Annotated in this window: 11 protein-coding genes; 2 read left to right on the forward strand and 9 right to left on the reverse strand. The window is 70.2% G+C overall.

Annotated elements, in window-relative coordinates; all coding sequences use genetic code 11:
- Positions 1-37: 37 nt before the first annotated feature.
- The 3 genes from ACFCQI_RS05450 to ACFCQI_RS05460 all read right to left on the reverse strand — a co-directional run bounded on the left by ACFCQI_RS05450 (position 38) and on the right by ACFCQI_RS05460 (position 2,884).
- A complete protein-coding gene (locus tag ACFCQI_RS05450) occupies positions 38-970 on the reverse strand; it encodes a class I SAM-dependent methyltransferase (RefSeq protein ID WP_395120366.1) in 933 nt (310 codons plus the stop codon).
- Positions 971-1,040: 70 nt separating this feature from the next.
- Positions 1,041-2,213 carry a hypothetical protein gene (locus ACFCQI_RS05455; RefSeq protein WP_395120367.1) on the reverse strand — a complete coding sequence of 391 codons (1,173 nt, stop codon included), beginning with the start codon at positions 2,211-2,213 and terminating at the stop codon, positions 1,041-1,043.
- Entirely contained in the window at positions 2,210-2,884 is a 675-nt protein-coding gene (locus ACFCQI_RS05460) for a polysaccharide deacetylase family protein (RefSeq protein ID WP_395120368.1), read from the reverse strand. The genes ACFCQI_RS05455 and ACFCQI_RS05460 overlap by 4 nt, the downstream gene beginning before the upstream one ends.
- 247 nt (positions 2,885-3,131) lie before the next feature.
- On the opposite strand from ACFCQI_RS05460, the gene ACFCQI_RS05465 reads away from it, so the two are divergent.
- Both ACFCQI_RS05465 and ACFCQI_RS05470 read left to right on the forward strand, forming a co-directional pair.
- The gene (locus ACFCQI_RS05465) at positions 3,132-4,295 is read left to right on the forward strand and encodes a glycosyltransferase (RefSeq protein WP_395120369.1); all 1,164 of its coding nucleotides are present in this window, start codon (positions 3,132-3,134) and stop codon (positions 4,293-4,295) included.
- 25 nt (positions 4,296-4,320) lie between these two features.
- Positions 4,321-6,426 (forward strand): NAD-dependent epimerase/dehydratase family protein, encoded by a 2,106-nt coding sequence (locus tag ACFCQI_RS05470; protein ID WP_395120371.1) that lies wholly within the window; start codon positions 4,321-4,323, stop codon positions 6,424-6,426.
- 17 nt (positions 6,427-6,443) lie between these two features.
- Here the strand turns inward: ACFCQI_RS05470 and ACFCQI_RS05475 are convergent, their stop codons facing one another.
- From ACFCQI_RS05475 to ACFCQI_RS05500, 6 genes are all read right to left on the reverse strand, one after another.
- A complete protein-coding gene (locus tag ACFCQI_RS05475) occupies positions 6,444-7,592 on the reverse strand; it encodes a glycosyltransferase (RefSeq protein WP_395120372.1) in 1,149 nt (382 codons plus the stop codon).
- A complete protein-coding gene (locus ACFCQI_RS05480; protein WP_395120373.1) occupies positions 7,589-8,710 on the reverse strand; it encodes a glycosyltransferase in 1,122 nt (373 codons plus the stop codon). The genes ACFCQI_RS05475 and ACFCQI_RS05480 overlap by 4 nt, the downstream gene beginning before the upstream one ends.
- Positions 8,707-10,077 carry a phenylacetate--CoA ligase family protein gene (locus tag ACFCQI_RS05485; protein WP_395120374.1) on the reverse strand — a complete coding sequence of 457 codons (1,371 nt, stop codon included), beginning with the start codon at positions 10,075-10,077 and terminating at the stop codon, positions 8,707-8,709. Before ACFCQI_RS05485 ends, ACFCQI_RS05480 begins: the two co-directional genes overlap by 4 nt.
- A complete protein-coding gene (locus tag ACFCQI_RS05490; protein ID WP_395120375.1) occupies positions 10,074-11,624 on the reverse strand; it encodes a polysaccharide biosynthesis C-terminal domain-containing protein in 1,551 nt (516 codons plus the stop codon). The genes ACFCQI_RS05485 and ACFCQI_RS05490 overlap by 4 nt, the downstream gene beginning before the upstream one ends.
- A complete protein-coding gene (locus tag ACFCQI_RS05495; RefSeq protein ID WP_395120376.1) occupies positions 11,621-12,883 on the reverse strand; it encodes an O-antigen ligase family protein in 1,263 nt (420 codons plus the stop codon). The genes ACFCQI_RS05490 and ACFCQI_RS05495 overlap by 4 nt, the downstream gene beginning before the upstream one ends.
- A 216-nt stretch (positions 12,884-13,099) precedes the next feature.
- Positions 13,100-19,585 (reverse strand): amino acid adenylation domain-containing protein, encoded by a 6,486-nt coding sequence (locus tag ACFCQI_RS05500; protein ID WP_395120377.1) that lies wholly within the window; start codon positions 19,583-19,585, stop codon positions 13,100-13,102.
- Positions 19,586-19,589 lie beyond the last annotated feature (4 nt).

Genomic DNA, 19,589 nt, shown 5'->3' on the forward strand with positions numbered 1-19,589 from the left:
TCGCGGCCGGCACCGGCCGGACACCCCCGGACCCGGTTCAGGCAACCGGTTTGCGTGCGATGAAGTCGATCGAGGTGACGCACAGGCGCTCGGCCGGGATCGACGCGAATTGCGGGGCGATCTTCAGCTCTGCCAGCTCGCGCAGGCGCCGGGCCGGCGGCGAGGTCACCCGGGCCACGATGGCGAAACCGGCCGCCTCGGCGAACTCGACGAAGACGTCGGCGCGCAGCCGGTTCTGGTACAAAAACGCGTTGTTCCAGCGCCGCCACTGCGCATCGGTGTATTGCAGGTAATTGAGTTGGGTGATGCGGGAGTCGACATAGGCGTAGTGATCGCCGCAGTTGACCGAGTGGAACATGATCCCGCCGGGGCGCAGGATGCGCATCGCCTCGCGGAAGATCCCGCCGATGGCCTCCGGCGCCACGTGCTCCAGCACGCTGTTGGAGAACACGCAATCGATATGGTCCCGGGGCAACTCGGTACGGGCGGCATCGGCCGGTGCGCGGTAATCGACCACGCCGGCGGTCGCCGCGGCCAGGTCGGCACATCGCTCCAGTGCGGCGGCCAACTGCTGCTGGCGCTGACGCACCTCTGCCTCGGGCAGGCCGGCGACCTCGGCGATCAGGGCGACATGCCGCTCCAGCCCGCGCGCGCAGGCGCGCAGCAGATCGCGGCGCAGGTGCCGGGTGAGGTCGACGGTGACCACGCGCTGCGCACCGGCCAGGAAGCAGCACAGCGGAAAGGTGGGATACCAGCCACTGCCGATCTCGAACAGCCGCGCGCCCGCCATCGGCACGCCGACTTCGCGCAGCTGGTTGGCCATCAGCCGCCAGTCGTCGATCTTGATGTCGAACTCGCGATCGAAGTCGCGCAGCCCGCCGAACCGCCGCTGCAGCTGGTAGTGGACCGCGGCGCCGCCCGGCATCACGCCGAGCACCTTCTGCAGCATTCCCTTCGTGCGCCAGTCCATCTGTTTCCTCCCTCGAGGACGGAGATGATGCCGGGACCACGCCGCGGTGATCCGCGCGAGCGCGGCGCCGCTACGCCCCGGCAAGCCGGTGCGGTGGCGGCGGCAGCAGGAAATCGCGGAACGCATGCGGGTCGCCGCGATGCCCGGCCTCGGCAGCCTTGATGATGTTGTAGGTTTCGCGCGCCGTCACGTAGTGCAGCACGTAGCGCTTGCCGTCGTTGTAGGCGCGCTCCAGGTGCTGGTGCATGCGCTGCGCGGCGTCGCCGAGCAGGGTGTCCATGTCGCGCTCCTGGGTGCCGTGCGTGTGGACCTTGACGAACACCCACTCCGGCCGCCCCTCGACGTGGATGCCGGTTTTCACCCACGCGTCGACCCGCTCGGGCGTGGGCGGGCAGCCGCGGCGCACGTCCGCGTTCTCGATCCGCGGCAGCACGCCGAACTTGCGCTCGCGCCAGTTCAGCCCCAGCGGCCCCTGCACGATCATCAGGTCGCCGCTGGGCGTGCCGCCCACGCGCACCGGCACGCCGCTGTCGTGCGACTTGGGCCGCAGCGGGTCGTCGGTGGCGTAGTAGATCGCGTTGCTGGTTTTCGTCTGCGTGTCGCTGGGCGCCGACGGCAGGGTGAAGTCGGCGTAGCAGCCGAGTTCGCGCAGCAGGATCAGCTCGTTGTTGATGCCGCACCAGCGGCCGTCGGCGCGCGAATTGTCCAGGCTCCAGTTGCCGTGGATGAAGCCGAAGCGCAGCTGGCCGGTGGCCGGATCGCGCGGCAACGCGCCGTGGCGCTCGTGCAGCAGGTTGTTGAAGCGCTCGATGGTCTGGCGGAAGTTGGCCTCGTTGTCGTTGTCGTGGTGCAGGTGGATCTCGATCTCGCCGTAGCCCTCCGCGCAGAGCGCGGCGATCTTGTCCAGGTGTTCTTCCAGGTATTCCTCTTCCGGATAGAAGAACGTGTGCTGCGGCATCCGCCCGTCGGCGTCGCGGTGCATCGCGGCGAGGGCGCGGTAGTCACGGCACCAGCGGTCGACGCGCGCGCGCTGGGTGGCCAGGTCGACCTTGCCCCAGGCCGGCTCGAAATGGTCGACGAAGCAGAACATCACGTGGATCGGCCCGTCGACCGCCGGCGGCCGCCGGCGGCGCAGGTAGCCGCCCAGCCAGTACTGCATGTTGCGCGCGCGGATCGCCACGGTGACGGCGATGGCGATGGCGCACAGCGCCAGCAAACCCGCGATCAGCCAGGCGACGATCATGCGTGCACTCCTTCAGCCGTTGCGCCCAGGTCGGCGCCGGTGGGCAGCGGGCGGAACTCGAAACCCTCGGAACGCCACTGCGGCAGCAGCGTCTCCAGCATGCGGGTGCAGCAGTCGCTGTCGTCGTGCATCAGCAGCACGTCGCCCGGCCGCGGCGGCTGCGCGCGCATCGCCGCCACCAGTTCTGCCGGCGGCCGGTGCTGGTAGTCGAGGCTGTCGTAGGACCAGTACAGCAGGCGTCGCCGCTCGCGCGCGAGGCGCAGCGTGAGCGCCAGCGAGAACGCGCCGCTGGGCGGGCGTACGCCGTGGTGGCGCACGCCATCGAACGCCTGCAGCACCCGGTCGGTGCGGTCGATCTCGTCCATCATCCCGGCCAGCGACAGCCGGTTGAAATCCGGATGGCTCCAGGAGTGGTTGCCCAGCCGGTGCCCCTCGTCCAGCATGCGCCGTACCAGCTGCGGGTGGCGCTCGGCCTTGCTGCCGATCAGGAAGAACGTGGCGCGCACCTGGTGCTGCCGCAGCAGGTCGAGCAGGGCCGGCGTGTATTGCGGGTCGGGGCCGTCATCGAAGCTGAGGTACAGCTCGCGGGCGCCGCCGGGAGGCATGGCGGTGAGTACCACCGCAGCGGGCAGGCAACGCAGCAACCGCATGCGCTTCAACCAGCCGATCATGGCGACCATCCGTCGCTGCCGCGCACGCTGTGCCGGCACCGGCAGAAATCCTTGCTTGCAGGCATAATCCACCCTTGTCGTCGATGGCGTGCGCAGGGGCTGCTGCCGCCATCCGAATCCGACGCACAGGATATCTTCATTCGGCACCAAGCCGGGCGATTTTCGCATGTCCGCCGTCCTTCGGGCGGCCGCGCGGGGATCACGGCGCCGGCCCACACACCCACGTTTGCGATCCGCGGAGAGACGCGTGCTGCAGGGATATGGCCTGATCTACTTCGGCAACGACTGGTACGCGGAAAACCGTACCAGCAGCCATCACGTGGCCGAACGCCTGGCCCATGCCGCACCGCTGCTGTACGTCGACTCGCCCGGCATGCGCGCGCCGCAGGCCAGCGGGCGCGACCTGCGCCGCGCCTGGCGCAAGCTGCGCGCGGCCCTGCGCGCGCCGGTGCCGGTGCGCCCCAACCTGTGGCATTGCACCGTGCCGCAATTGCCGTTTCGGCGGGTGCCGGGGGTCGACTGGCTGAACCGCGTCTTCGGCCGCTGGGCGGTGCGCCGCGCCATGCGCGTGCTGGGCGACGTCACGCCGATCTCCTGGTTCGCGGTGCCGCACCCGGGTTTCCTGGCGCAGCAGCTGGGCGAGCGCCTGTGCGTGTACTACTGCATCGACGACTACGCGGCGCACCCGGGCGTGGACAGCGAGCTGATCGCCGCACGCGACCTCGATCTGACCCGCCGTGCCGACCTCGTCTTCGTCGCCCCGCCGGCGCTGCTGGAGGCCAAGCGCGCCATCAACCCAGCCACCCGCTTCTCGCCCCATGGCGTCGACACGGCCCTGTTCGGCCAGGCGCGCGACCCCGCCACGGCGGTGCCGGCCGCGGCGCGGGAGCTCGCCCACCCGGTGGTGGGCTATTTCGGCTCCCTTCACGAATGGATCGACCTGGAACTGATCGAATGGCTGGCGCGCGAGCGCCCGCAGTGGAGCTTCCTGCTGGTCGGCCACGCCGCCGTGGACGTGTCGCGCCTGCGCGCGCTGGACAACGTGCGGCTGGTCGGCGCGCAGCCGTACCGCGAGCTGCCGCGCTGGGCCAAGGCATTCGACGTGGCGATCATCCCGTACCGGCACAACCGCCAGGTCGCGAACGCCAATCCGCTGAAGGTGCGCGAGTACCTGGCCACCGGCAAGCCGGTGGTCAGCGTGAGCCAGCCGGAGATCGACAAGTTCGCGCGCTGGGTCGAGATCGCGGCGGACCGGGACGGCTTCCTGCACGGTCTGGATCGGGCGCTGCGGGACGACACGCCGGCGGCAGCCGACGCGCGCGTGGCCGCGGTGGCCGGACAAACGTGGGACAACCGCGTGGACGAGGTGTTGCGCGAAGTATCATCGGCGCTTGCACGCAAGCAGGCATGAATCAGTGGAAACAACAGGGGACAGGATGAACGCGGGAATCGAAGGGAAGCTGCGCATCGCCATCGTGGGTGCCGGCTACGTGGCGCGCCACCACATCGCCGCGCTGCGCCGGCTCGAGTTCGTCGAGATCGTGGGCATCTGCGACATCGACACCAAGGCCGCGCAGGCGCTGGCCACCAGCTTCGGGATCGAGTTCGTCACCGGCGACTTCACCCGGCTCGCCGAGCGCCACCCGCATGCGGTGTACGTGCTCACGCCGCCGTCCAGCCACGCGCCGCTGACCCTGCAGGCGCTGGACATGGGCTGCCACGTGTTCGTGGAGAAGCCGATGGCCGACTCCGTCGCCGAGTGCGATGCGATGATCGCCAAGGCGCGCGACAAGGGCCTGTTGCTGTCGGTCGACCATTCCGACCATTTCGATCCGGTGGTGATGCAGGCGCAGGCCTGGGTCAAGGCCGGCCGCATCGGCGAGGTGCTGAGCTTCGACGTGCTGCGCAGCTCGGACTATCCGCCGTACGCGGGCGGCCCGCTGCCGGGCATGGTCAAGCAGGGCTCGTATCCGTTCCGCGACCTCGGCGTGCACGGCCTGTACGTGCTCGAATCCTTCCTCGGCCCGATCGGCGAGCTGGACGTGCGCTATCGCTCCAGCGGCCGCAGCACCAACCTGAAGTTCGACGAATGGGATGCCCGCGCACAATGCGCGGACGGCGTCGGCCGGCTGCTGCTGTCGTGGAACATCCGCCCGATGCAGAACCGCATCATCGTGCAGGGCACGCGCGGCATCATCGAGGCCGACCGTTTCCTGCAGATCTGCCGGATCAAGCGCGTGCTGCCCGGCCCGAAGTTCATCGGCATCGTGCTCACCGCCTTCACCAACGCCCTGCGCGACGTGGTGCGCGTGCCGTGGAACGTGCTGCGCTTCGCCACCGGCCGGCTGCGCCCCTCGCCCGGCATCCAGCACGGCGCGCAGGCATTTGCGCAGGCGCTGCATGAGGGCACCACGCCGCCGATCAGCGCGGAGGAAGGCCGCCGCCATGTCGCGCTGATGGAAACGGTGTGCGCGCAGGCGGATCGCGAACGGCGCGACGAACTGGCCGCGCGCATCGTGCCGCTGGCGCCGGTCGACGCGCTGGTGACGGGCGCCGCCGGTTTCCTCGGCCGCGCGCTGGTTGCCGCGCTGCGTGCACGCGGGCAATCGGTGCGCGTGCTGGTGCGCCGGGCCGACCCGGCCGCCGAGAGCGCCGGCATCCAGGTGGTGGTGGGCGATCTCGGCGATCCGGCGATCGTCGACCATGCCGTGCAGGGCGCGCGCGTGGTCTACCACGTCGGCGCGGCGATGCGCGGCGGCCCCGGCGACTTCGAGGCGGGCACCGTGTGGGGCACCCGCAATGTGGTCGACGCCTGCGCCAGGCATGCGGCGGAGCGGCTGGTCTACGTCAGCTCGCTCAGCGTGCTCGACCACGCCGGCCGCGATCCGGCGGTGGCCGTCACCGAAAACTCGGCGTTCGAGCCCTGGCCCGACCGCCGCGGCGCCTATACCCAGACCAAGCTCACCGCCGAAGGAATCGTCAGCGACGCGATCCGCGAGCGCGCGCTGCCGGCGGTGATCGTGCGCCCGGGCCAGATCGTGGGGCCGGGGGCCGAGCGCGTGACCCCGAACGGCACGCTGGCGCTGGCCGGGCGCTGGATCGCGGTCGGCCCGGCGCAGCAGACTCTGCCGCTGGTCTACGTCGACGATGTCGTCGACGCGCTGCTGCTGGCCGCGCACGCACCCGCCGCGACGGGCCGGATCTTCAACGTGGTCGACCCGCAGATCGTCACCCAGGGCGATTACCTGGCCAGGGTGAAGGGCAAGCTGGGCGACGAGCTGAAGCTGCTGCGCGTGCCCACCGGCGTGTTCATGGCGTTGGCTGCCGGCGTGGAACTGCTCGGCAAGCTGCTTCACCGCAGCGTGCCGCTGACCCGCTACCGGGTCCGCTCGCTGCGCCCGCTGGCCAACTTCGACATCAGTGCGGCACGCAGCGGACTGGGCTGGGAACCGCGCATCGGCTTGCAGAAGGGTTTCGAGCGGATGTTCGCGACGAACGCGCAAACAGGCAACGCGCCAGCGACAAAAGCCGACGACGCCTGACCGGCCCGCCCCGCGGGTCACGGGTGACCGGCAGCGACCTCGCACAACACCCGCTCCAGCCGGTCGACGTTGTCGTCCCAGCGAAAGCCCCGCGCGTGTTCGACGATGCGCTCGCCCTGCCATGCCCGGCCGGTGGCTTCCAGCAAGGCGGCGGACAACGCTGCCGGATCACGCACCGGCACCAGCATGCCGGCAAACTCCGGCAGCACTTCGGGGATGCCGCCGACCCGGCTGGCCACCACCGGGATACCGCAGGACATCGCCTCCAGCACCACGTTCGGCACCCCTTCGTTGTGGCTGGGCAGGCACAACAGGTCGGCGGCGCGGAACCAGTCGCCCAGTTGCGCATGCGGCACGGCACCGACCAGGCTGACGCGTTCGGCGCAGCCCAGGGCGGCGGCCCGCGCGAGCAGTTCGTCGCGGCAGGCGCCGGCGCCGGCGTAGACCAGGGCCGCCTGCGGCCGCTGCGCCAGCACGGCGGGAAACGCCTCCAGCAAGTCCAGACAACCCTTCGTCGATTTCAGATTGCCGACGTAGAGCAGCAACGGCTGCTCGGCGCCCAGGCCCAGGCGTTGTCGCGCCGCCTCGCGCGAACCGGGCGAGAACCGCTGCGCATCGACGCCGTTGTAGATCGTGTGCACCCGCGTCGGGTCGGCGCCCAGCGCCACCGCCTTGTCGGCCAGTGCCTGGCTCACCGCCACCACTGCGCCCGCACGGCGCAACGCCGCGCCGATCTGCGGCCGGCGCAACGCACCCTCGGCCATCACGTTCAGGTCGCTGCCGTGCACCTTGACCACGTAGGGGATGTTCAGCCGGCGCGCCAGCCAGCCAGAGGCCACCGCATCGGGATAGGCCCAGCTGGCCAGGATCGCGTCGTATTTTTCCGCGCGCAGGCGCCGGCCGTGCTGCAGCCACAGCGAAGCGAACCAGCACCCGGCATGCAGCGAGCGCAGTCCCGGCGGAAACACGAAAGTGAAGTGGTCACGACGCAGGCCGGGCACGTCGACCGTGCCGCGCACGCCGCCCAGCCGCTCGCGAAAATCCACCGCGGTCAGCACGTGCACCTCGTGGCGCTGGCCCAGGCGCTCGAACTGCTGCCGGTTGAACGCGCCGCGCAGCGGGTCCCACGGCGTGGGAAACAGGTTGGTGGTGATCAGCAGTTTCATGCGTCGGCCGGCTCCCGCTCGCCGCGATAGAGCGATTCGTAGCGCGCGGCCATGCGCTCCAGCGAGCCTTCCGCCTCGACCCACGCGCGCCCGCGCGCGCCGAGTTCCTGCGCGGTCGCGGGCGCCTCCAGCAGCGCGATCATCGCCGCGGCCAGCGCATCCGCGTCGGCGGCCGGCACCAGCTTGCCATTCACGCCCTCGCGCACAATCTCGCCGTTGCCGCCCACCGCGGTGGCGACGATGGGCAGGGCGCTGGCGCAGGCTTCCAGCAATGCCATCGAATAACCCTCGCTGAGCGAGGACAGCGCGAACAGGTCGAGCCCGGGGAGCAGTTCGCGCACGTCGCTGCGATCGCCGAGAAAGCGCACGCTCCCGCCCGGCATCGTCGCAGCGGCAAGCTGCTCCAGCTCGGCGCGCAGTTCGCCGTCGCCGATCAGCAGCAGCACGACATCGGCCACGCGCTGGCGCACCACGGCGAAGGCGCGGATCAGGTTGGCCTGATCCTTGGTCCAGTTGAGCCGGCCCACGCTGCCGATCAGCCGCGCCTGCGGCGGCAGCGCCAGCCTCTCGCGCAGGCGCGCACGATGGTCGGGAGAGGCGGACAGAAACTGTTCCACGCGGATGCCGTTCGGCACCACGCAGGCCTTGCCCGGCGGCACGATGCCGCGGCGCACGGCGTCGTCGCGCGCGGCCGCGCACACCAGCGCCACCGCATCGGTGCGCGCCAGCGCGCGTCGGTACAGGCCCTCGCGCCGGCGCGAGTTGCGGTTGGCCCCCATGCCGTGGCGCGTGTTGACGACACGGCCGATGCCCAGCCCGGTGCTGGCCCAGACCGCGTGGTAGTGCGCCACCGCGTTGTGGGTGTGCAGCACTTCGGTGGCGGGTGTCGCCAGGGCGCGGCGCAGGCGCAGCAAGGCGCGCAGATCCGGCCCGCGGCGCTTGCCGCAGGCGTGCACGGGAATGCCCTGGGCGTCCAGCTCGTGCGCCAGCGCGCCGGCTTCGAACAGGCAGACCACGCGGCAGCGGTGACCCTGCCGCTGCTGCATGGTCACCAGGTCGATGACCATGCGTTCCAGGCCGCCGCGGTTGAGGTTCTCGACGACGTGGACGATGTTCATGCCGCGGGCGTGGCCGGCAGTTCGGAGATGCACACGCGCCACTTGCCGCTGGGCGTGAGCGGGATGTCGTCGACGAAATGGACGTTCAACTGCAGGCTGTCGCCGACCACCTTGGCCAGCTCGCGGCGGATGTAGGCGAGCGAGGCTTCGTCGAAGCCGGGACCACGCACCAGCGACAGTTCGAGCTGGTCGAGCCGGCGCTGCACCACCTGGAAGCGCACCAGCCCCGGCACGTCCTTGAGCATGTGCGGGAAGAACTCGCCGGGCAGCAGGTGGCCGGCCGGGGTGCGGATCGCGTCGAGCAGGCGGCCATCCACGCGCTGCAGCAGCGGCAAGCCGCGACCGCAACTGCAGACGTGGTCGCTCGCGGTGGCGACGTCTCCGTTGAGGTAGCGCACGAACGGCATGCCGTAGTTGAACAGGTCGGTGATCACCACCTCGCCCGGTTCGGTGACGGACGCACCGGGGTGCCGCTGCAACTCCACCACCAGGTGATCGGCGTTGACGTGCAGGCCTTCGCGACGCTCGCATTCGGAGGCTATCAGCATGAACTCGCGGCAGCCGTAGGTGTTGTACGCAGGGCAGCCGAATGCACGCTCGATGATCTCGCGCTGGAACTCGTGCAGCGACTCCGCGGCGCCGATGATGCTCCGCGGCGCGGCCACGCGGCGACCGGTGTCGAGCAGCCATTGCGCCAGCCGCACCAGCGGGCCGACGTAGCCGACGATGACCTGCGGGCGGTAGTCGTCGATCGCGTCGGCGTAGCCGGCCATGTTGGCCTCGGTCATGCCGAAGCTGTTGAGCACGCGCCGGGCGAACGCCGCGTTGTACACGCGGTCCTTGAACTGCTGGAGCCGGTGCGGCGTGCCCACGGCCCCGCCCCACACGAACAAGGTGCGCCGGCCCATGCGCGAGCCGGCCCAGTCGTAGCCGCGCCACATCACTGCAGTGCGCCGCTCGTAGCTCTCGCGGGTGTAGCCGAAACGCAGCGGATCACCAGTGGAGCCGCCGGTGGCCTTGGTCAGCACGCGGTCGTGCCAGCCCTCGGCCTGCAACGCATCGAAGTGCTGGCGGATGTCGGCCTTGGTCAGCACCGGCAGCTGCGCGTAGTCATCCAGGTTGCGGATGTCGGCGACGGCGATGCCGGCCTCGCGCCAGCGCTGCCGGTAATACGGAACCTTCTGCTCGCAGTGCTCCAGCAACCGCTTCAGGCGTTGCCACTGCAGCGCGGCGATCTGCTCCGGCGCCAGCCACTGGTCGCGCTGGTAGTCGGCCAGGTAGGCCAGCGTGTGCCGCCGTCGCAGGCCGCTCTCCCACAGCGGGTAGAGCACGCGGGAAAACGCCTTCTCGTACCACGATGTCTTCATGGATCCCCCCAGGCGCGCGCACCGGCCCACGCCAGCAGACGGCCGAGCGGACGCGGTCGACCGGCGGCGTAGCGCTGGTGCAGGCTCTGCAATTGGGCAATGTCGGCGCGACTCCAGCACTGCAACAACAGGGTCAGCAGCGCGTAGGACGCGGTCAGCACGAGCGCGCCCAGCAGCAGGGTCGGGATCGGCCCCAGCTGCGCCGCGTGGACCAGCGAGGCGAGCCCGGCGGCCAGCGCCGCCGCCAGCACGATGCGCAGCAGCCGCAGCCACTCCAGCTGCACGCCGCTGATGCGGATGCCGATGGTCAGGTAGGAGGCGGCGATGACGAACAACAGGATCACGATGGCCGCCACCGAACCGTACAGACCGAACCGCGCGATCAGCACGTAATCAAGCAGCATCTTCAGCACGCCAAGAATGATGGTGAGGATCAGCACCACGTTCTGCCGATCCGCACTGACCAGCAGGCTGGTGGCGCCCTGGGTCACCGTGCCCATGGCGCAGGCGAACAGGCACCAGCCGAACACCGGCGCCGCGGCGGCATAGGTCGCGCCGTACAGCAGGCCGATCACCGCGCCGGCGAAGGTGCCGCCGAAGGCCACCACCGGCGCCGCCAGCAGGGCGAGATAGCTGGTCACGGCGACGAAGCGCCGGCCGCCGGCCTCGCGCCCCTGGCTCTGCGCCTTGGCCATCATCGGCAGCAGTACCGCGCCGAACACGCCCGGCACCAGCAGCATGATCCCGGTCGCCAACTGGTAGGCGACCTTGAAATAGCCCGCCGAAGCGGCGCTGTCGAACAGGTTGAGGAACAGGATCTCCACGTCGCTGGCGATCAGGAAGCCCAGGATGATGGTGACCGAGACGATGCGCAGGTGCCGGCGCACCCGCTGCTGCAACACCTCGGGCACCGCCCCCGCGCCGGCATGCCGCGCCAGCAGGCGCCGCGCCTGGTGGCGCGAGGTGAGCAGGAACACCGCGCCGGAGATCAGGTAGACCACCAGGAACCAGAAGATCGACGCCCCCATCAGCATCGCCGCCGCCACCATCAGCAGGTTCAGCGGCGCGGAGATCAGGCTGACCTTGGCGGTGGCGTCGAACGCCTCGAAACCCTTGGCGACGGCGATGTTGAACATGTACGGCGCGCGCAACGCCACGGCGGCGGCAAGCATGACGAACTCGGTCACGCGCAGGTCGGCGGCGAAACGTGCGCCGAACAGCAGGTACAGCGCCAGCGCCAGCGCCATCACCGCGAGCAGGTGCCACATCTGCATGCGACGCAGGTAACGCACCACCGGCACGATCAGCTCGTGCTGGTCGGCGCCGCGCAGCTCGGCGACGAACTTGATCACGCCGGTGGTGATGCCCGAGTTGGTCGCCACCACGCCGATCGCGGCAAACCAGATGAACAGGCCGTAGATGCCGTAATGCTGCGGTCCCAGCTGGCGCGCGATCAGGATCGCCGCCAGCATCCCCAGCGAGTACTCGACGTAGATGCCGATCGAGGAAAACAGGGTGTTGCGCAAGGCGCCGCTGCGAATGCTCATGAGCCGATCAGCAAGATGGTGGTGATGACGTACAACGCCACGATGGTGGCCACCGACACGGCCAGCCAGCGCATCCAGTGATCGGTCAGGCGCAGCAGCGGCACGCCCGGCCAGCGCTGGCGCGCGCCCATGTAATGGCCCACCACCAGCGCGACCAGCAGGTACATCACCACGGTGTAGCTGCGGCTGAGGAAGAACGCCGCGGAGAACAGCCCGTACAGCGACAACAGCAGGGTGAACGCGATCGCCCGCTCGCCCTGCCACGTGCCGGCCTGCGCCGACTCGACGGCCGCTTCGGGCTGGTGGCGCATCACGGTCATCATCATCCAGAAGCCGTAGGTGGTGAATGCCAGCCACAGGGTGTAGCCCAGAAACCCGGTTTCGGCCAGCACCAGTACCCAGGAGTTGTGCGCGGTGAGCTGATTGTAGTCGGTGAAGTTGCCGGGGCCGACGCCGAGCAGCGGGTTGGAGAAGAACATGTGCATGCCCTCGTACCAGGCATCCACCCGGCCAAACGCCGATGACTCGTCCGGGTCCAGCTCCTGCATGCGCGAGGACAGCAGGCGCATCACCAGCAAACCCAGCACGCCGAGCACGCCGGCAGTGAACATGCCGCGGCGTCGCCACACGAAGATGCCGCCGACCACCAGCACCGCGAGCATGGCGCCGCGCGAATTGGTCAGGTAGATGCCGTACAGCAGCAGGCCCGCGGCGGCCAGCCACCAGATCCGGCGCAGGAACCCGCCCCCGCTGCTGAGGAAGAACGCCATCGGCAGCGTGGCGGCAAACAGCAGGCCCACGTCGTTGGGGTCGTTGAAAATGCCCACGTAGCGCACGCGCCCGTCCTCACCCAGCGGTACGCCGGTCCAGCCCATGCCGGTGTTCGCCTGCACGATGCTGTGCTGGGCCAGCACGCAGGCGCACAGCACGAACACCGCCATCGCGATGGTCACCCGGCGCTGCGTGGTGCAGGCGGAGGCGAAGACGAAGAACGCGATCACGATGGGGCCGAAACTCTCCAGCAGCGCAAGCGCGCCGCCGAACCAGTGGTTGGCGACCATCGACACCATGCCTACCAGCAGGAACACCGGCAACAACAGGAACTGCGGCGCGTCGAAATTCTTGCCGGCACGGATCATCCACGCCGCGAAAGCCAGCAGCAGCACCACCGGCAACAGCGGAATGCCCTCCAGCGCGGGCAAGAAATCCTGTGGCCGGACGATGGTGAGCGCGAGGTAGAGAAGGCTTAATGTGAACATGCGGCGTGATCAGGATCGAGCGCGTGACTCGGGGTGAAGAAACGACTGAGCCAGGCCATCACGATCGGTGCCGCGCCCCATGGACGGATGCACGCGTGCATTCGCTCGCCAACCCGCCCCGCACCGTCGGCGGGGCTGACACGATGGTAGCAGTCGCCGCGGGCGACAGGCTGGCACGGTGCACGTTCCGCGCACGCCCCTCGTCGAGCCCGCACCTCAGCCCCCTCCGAGGCGCTTGCGCAGACGCGACCACAGGGAACCTTCCGCCGGTCGCGGCGAACCCGCGCCGGCTTCGGGCAGCTCGACGGCCAGCGATGCCAGCGTGCCGGTGACCACGTTCAGCAGGCGCAGGCTCACGCCGGTCTCCTTGCGCACCCGGCTGGCGAACTCCACCGCCAGCATCGAGTGCCCGCCGAGGTCGAGGAAGTTGTCGTTGCGGCGAATCTCCTCGACGCCGATCAGCTCGCGCCAGAGGCCGGCGAGATACAGTTCGCGCGCATCGCTCATCGCGTCGGTCGCGGGCCCGGCCTGCCGGCCGGGACGCTGCTGCGCCACGACCGCCGCGGCGACGGGCTCGGGCAGTTGCTTGCGATCGATCTTGCCGTTGGGCGTCTTCGGCAGCTGCGCCAGGGTCTCGATGTGCTGCGGCAGCATGTAGCCGGGCAGGCGCTGGCGCAGGTGCTCGCGCAGCTCGCGGGCACCCGCCTCGACGTCGCCGTCCATCACCACGTACAGCACCATGCGCAGGTCGTTGTCGCCGAAGCGGCGCACCCCCGCCACGGATTCGTGCACCGCCGGGTGGCTGTCGGCGGCGGCCTCGATGTCGCCCAGCTCGATGCGGAAACCGCGAAGCTTGACCTGGTGGTCGACGCGCCCGTGGAAATGCAGCACGCCATGGCGCCAGGCACCCAGGTCGCCGCTGCGATACATGCGTGCGGTGCCGCCGACGAAGGGATCGTCGACGAAGCGCTCGGCGGTCAGCTCGGGCTGGAACAGATAGCCGGCGGCCACGCCATCGCCGCCGATCCAGATCTCGCCGATGACGCCCGACGGCAATGGCCTACCCTGCGCGTCCAGTACGTAGATCCGCGTGTTGGCGATCGGCTTGCCCAGCGGCACCGTATCGAGATCCGGGCGGATTCGCGCCACGCTGGACCAGATCGTGGTCTCGGTGGGGCCGTACAGATTCCAGAGCTCGCGGCAGCGCCCCGCCATGTTGCGCGCCAGTGCCGACGGCAGCGCTTCGCCGCCGACGAACAGGCGCAGCTGATCCAGCGCGCGATCCCGCCCGGCATCCTGCAACAGGCGCAGCACCGAGGGGGTCACCTGCAGCACGTTGCAGCCGCTGCGCTCGATCAGGTCCCACATCCGGTTCGGATCGTGCTGCTCCTCGTCGGTGGCGATCACCACGCGCCCGCCCACGGTCAGCGGCAGGTACAGCTCCAGCCCGGCAATGTCGAACGACAGCGTGGTGGCCGCGCACACGGTGTCGTCCCGGGTGAAACCCGGCTCGCGCGCCATCGCCAGCAGGAAGTTGACCAGGTTGCGGTGAAGCACGGCGACACCCTTGGGCTTGCCGGTGGAGCCGGAGGTGTACAGCACGTAAGCGGTGTCGTCGCCGTGCACCGGCGGCAAGTTGCCCTCGCCCGCCGGCTGCGCGGCCAGCGCGTCGACGTCGAGCAGTTCGCGACCTTCGGCGACCGCCGCCGGCAGCAGTGCCGCGTCGGTGACCAGCACATGGCGCAGCTGCGCATGCTCGGCCATGTACTGCAGGCGATCCGGCGGGAAGGTGGGGTCCAGCGGCACGTAGGCGGCGCCGCTGCGCAACACGCCGAGCACCGCCACCAGCATCGACAGGCTGCGCGCCACGCAGATGCCCACGCGGTCGCCGCGACCGAGGCCGTGACGACCCAGCGCCAGCGCGAGGTTGCGGCTGGCCTGGTCGAGCCACGCATAGTCGACGCGCTCGCCACCGCACTCGGCAGCGATGCGTTGCGGCGCGGCGCGCATCTGCGCCTCGATCAGCGCGGGCAGGCCCAGCGTGCGGTCGTAGTCCAGCGCGGTGGCGTTCCAGCCCGCGAGCACTTGCGTTCGTTCCGCCGCGTCCATCAGCTCGATGTCGCCCAGGGCGCGCTGCGGCGAGGCCACCGCCTGCGCCAGGATCTGCCGCAGGTAATCGATCCAGCGCGCCACGCTGGCGGCGTCGAAGATGTCGGTGTTGTAGGTGAGGCCGCCGGAAAGTCCCTGCGCGTGCTCGATGAACCACAGCCCGACGTCGTCAGCCGCGCCGTGCTGGAACACCGGGATGTTCTGGTGTTCCAGCTCGCCCCAGCGGCCCGGGCGCAGGCGCACGTCCTGGAACGAGAACATCGCCTGGCTCAGCGGCGGGCGGCTGTCGTCGCGGCGCAGGTCGAGGTCGATCACCAGTTGCTCGAACGGCACGTCGGCGCAGGCAAACGCATCGAGCACCACGCCACGCACCGCCTGCAGCGCGTCCAGGAACGAGGCGCCGTCTTCCAGCTGCACGCGCAGCGGCAGCGCGTTGACGAAGAAGCCCATCACCCGTTCCAGCTCGGGCGTGTCGCGACCGCGCACGGGCGTGTTCACGATCACCTCGCCCTGCCCGCTGAGCCGATGCAGCAGCACGCACCAGGCGGTCAGCAACACCATGAACAGCGTGCCCTGGCCCTGCTGGCCGAGCTGGCGCATGCCCGCCGCCTGGTCCGCCGGCAGATGGATCCACTCGGTGGCACCGGCGCCGCTCATGCGCGGCGGACGCGGGCGATCGACCGGCAACGCCAGCGGCTCCAGCGTGCCGGCCAGGCGCTTGCGCCAATGCGCCAGCTGGCGCTTCAGCTCGTCGCCACGCATCCATTGCGCATGCCACGCGGCGAAATCGGCGTACTCGACCGCCAGCGGCGGCAATGCAGGTTCCCGGCCGGCGGCACGCGCGGCGTACAGCGCCGACATCTCCTCGTACAGCAGGTCGAACGACCAGCCATCCCAGATCACGTGATGCGGCATGAAGAAGAACACGTGTTCGTCCGCAGCGAGCCGGAACAGCCTCACCCGGAACAGCGGCGGCGTGCCCAGGTCGAACGGCTCGGCGATCAGCTCCTCCAGCCGCCGGGCCAGCACGGCCTCGCGCCCGGCCGCGTCCACGCCGGAAAGATCCTCCAGCGGCAACGCGATCTCGAGCCCGGCATGGATGCGCTGGACCGCGGTCTTGTCGTCCAGCTCGATCGCCGTGCGCAAGGTCGGCTGGCGCCGCACCATGTCGCGCAGCGCCTGTTCGAAGGCCGCCACGTTCATCGGCCCGCGCAGGCGATGCGCGGACGGCGCGTGGTAGACCACCTGGCCGGGATTGAGCTGCTCCAGGTACCAGACGCGTTGCTGCATCAGCGAGAGCGGCGCGGTGCCGCGATCGGCGAGCCGCGGGATCGCCGGCGGCGCCGGGCGGGCCTGGGCCGGATCGGTGTCCAGCGCGCGGATCGCCGCCGCCATCGCGGCCACGCTGGGGGCGTCGAACGCGGCGCGCAACGACAGGGTCAACCCCAGTTCGCGATTGAGCCGGGCGATCCAGCGCGAGGCCAGCAGCGAATGGCCGCCCAGGTCGAAGAAGTCGTCGTCCACGCCCGGCGCGTCCACGCCGAGCGTCGCGGCCATCGCTGCGGCCACGCGCTGTTCGAGTTCATCGCGTGGCGCCTGCTGTTCGCGTGCTCCGCTGCCCGCCGCCGTGTCGGGTGCCGGCAATCGCGTGCGATCGACCTTGCCGTTGGGCGACAGCGGGATTGCCGGCAGCATCACGTAATGCGCCGGCACCATGTACTCGGGCAGGCTCGCGCGCAGGTGCGCGGACAGCGCCGCCGGATCGGCGCTGGCGCCAGCCGCGCCGGCGATGTACGCAACCAGGCGCATGTCGCCGGGGCGATCCTCGCGCGCCAGCACCACCGCCTGCGCCACCGCCGGGTGCGTGGCGAGGCGGTGTTCGATCTCGCCCAGCTCGATGCGGAAACCGCGCAGCTTCACCTGGAAATCGTTGCGGCCGAGGTATTCGATGTTGCCGTCCGCACGCCAGCGACCGAGGTCGCCGGTCTTGTACATGCGTGCGTCGGCGTCGTGGGCGAACGGATCGGGCAGGAAGCGCTCGGCGGTCAGCGTCTCGCGGTTGAGGTAGCCGCGACCGACCTGCACGCCGCCGATGAAGATCTCGCCGGCCACGCCCACCGGCACCGGCTGGCCATAGCCATCGAGGATGTAGATGCGCGTGTTGGCCACCGGGCGGCCGATCGGAATGTTCGATGCGTCGTCGCCGGCCACGCACGCCCACGCGGTGACATCCACCGCCGCCTCGGTCGGGCCGTACAGGTTGTGCAGGCCCACGCCGGGCAACTGGCGGAAAAACGCCGCGGCCAGTACCGCCGGCAGCGCCTCGCCGCTGCAGATCACCTGCTTGAGGCTGGCGCACGCCGCGGTATCGCCGTGGTCGAGGAAGGCGTGCAGCATCGAAGGCACGAAATGGATCGTGCTGACCTGCTCGCGCCGGATGGTATCGGCCAGGTAGGCCGGATCGCGATGGCCGCCGGCACGCGCCATCACCAGCCGCGCGCCGCTCATCAGCGGCAGGAAGAACTCCCACACCGAGACGTCGAAACTGCACGGCGTCTTCTGCAGCACCACGTCGCGTGCATCGACGGCGAACATCTCCTGCATCCAGCGCAGCCGGTTGACCACGCCGCGATGCTCGTTCATCGCGCCCTTCGGCAGGCCGGTGGAGCCGGAGGTGTAGATCACGTAGGCGAGGTGGCGGTCGTGCAGGCCGTTTGCCGCCGCGAGCGGGTTGGACGCCTCGCACGCGGCCCATGCCGGCGCGGCCTGGTCCAGCGCCAACGGCGGCACGGCCGGCGCCAGCGGCGCCAACCGCGGCACCAGCGCCTGCTGGGTCAGCAGCATCGCCGGCGCGCAGTCCTGCAGCATCCAGGCCAGGCGCTCGGGTGGATATTCCGGGTCGAGCGGCACGTACGCCGCGCCGGCCTTCAATATGGCCAGCAGGCCGACCACCAGCTCCAGCGAGCGCTCGGCGCAGATCGCCACGCGCTGGTCGGGGCGCACGCCGGACGCGCGCAGGTGGTGGGCGAGCCGATTGGCCCGCTCGTTCAACTCGGCGTAGCTCAGCGTTGCGCCTTCATGGCTGACGGCAATCGCCTGCGGCGTGCGCGCCACCTGCGCCTCGATCAGTTCATGGATGCACTGCCCGGCCGGATAGTCGACGTGGGTGGCATTGAACTTCTCCAGCACCTTGCGCTGCTCGATGTCGGCCAGCAGCGGCAGCCGACCGAACGCCGTGTCGTCGTCGGCGGCCATCGCCTGCAGCAGGGTCTGGTAGTGCCCCAGCCACTGGCGGATCGTGGCGCCGTCGAACAACTCGCGGTTGTACTGGCATTCCAGGCGCAGCTCGCCATGGCTTTGCACCGCGTTGATCGCCAGCTCGAAGTTCTCGTAGCGGCGCGGATTGCTGGCGAATTCCAGCTGCAGGCCGGGGAACGCCGAGTCCTCGTGGTCCAGCGCCTGGTCGATGTTGAACATCACGCTGACCAGCGGCAGGCGCGAAGGGTCGCGGCCGATGCGCAGCTTGCGCAGCAGGCTGCCGAAGGTGAGGCGCTGGTGTTCCAGCGCGTCGAGCAAGGTGGTTTGCGCCTGCTCGATGGCCAGCGCGGCGGGCCGGTCCAGGTCCGGCTCGAACAGCAGCGGCAAGGTATTGACGCAGTGGCCGACCAGGGCGTCGTGGCCGTCGATCGCCTGCCCGGCGGTGGGGATGCCGATCACCACCCGCGACTGGTGTGCCAGCCGGATCAGCAAGGCGGCGAAACTGCCCAGCAAGGTGGCGAACAGGCTGGCGCCCTGGCGCGCGCCGAGGCGGCGGATCGCCGCGACCAGTTCCGCATCCAGCGTCCAGTCCTCGCGAGCGGAGCCGAAGCTGCGGCGGGCCGGGCGCGGGCGATCGGTGGGCAGGTCGAGCACCGGGATCTCGCCGGTGAAGCGCGCCAGCCAGTACTGCTCGTCCTGCGCGTATGCGGCATCCGGCTGGCAGGCCTGGGCCAGCGCGTAGTCGGCGAACGTTTCGGCCGGCGGCAGCGCCTCCACCGCGTGGCCGAGCCGCTGCGCGTACAGCGTGCCCAGCTCGCGCACCAGCACCCACCACGACCAGCCGTCGCAGACGATGTGATGGGCGGTGAGGATGAGCACGTGATCGTCGTGCGCCAGGCGGAGCAACTCGCCGCGCAGCAGGTGGTCACGGCCCAGCGCGAACGGGGTTTCCACCACCGCGGCGCGACGCTCGGCCACGGCCTGCTCGCGCCGCGCCGGATCGGCGGCCGACAGGTCGAGCAACGGCAGCTCGAAGCTCACCTGCTCGCGTATGCACAGGGCTTCGCCATCCGGGCCGAAGCTGGCGCGCAGCGCATCGTGCCGATCCAGCAGCGACTGCAACGCCGCATGCAGCGCGGCCGCATCGAGCGCGCCGCGCAAGTGCAGCGAGACCGATTCGTTGTAGGCCAGCGAAGCCTCGGCGCCGAGCTGGTCGGCCAGCCAGATTTCGCGCTGCGGCTCGGTGCTGGGCACCACGCGCGACAGCGTGCCGTCGGCGAAGGGGTCGTAGTCGACGGCGAGCGCCGCGTCCCTGGCTGGGGTTCCGATGCTCATCGCG

This window comes from Rhodanobacter sp. FW102-FHT14D06 (assembly GCF_043950705.1).
Taxonomy (GTDB): domain Bacteria; phylum Pseudomonadota; class Gammaproteobacteria; order Xanthomonadales; family Rhodanobacteraceae; genus Rhodanobacter.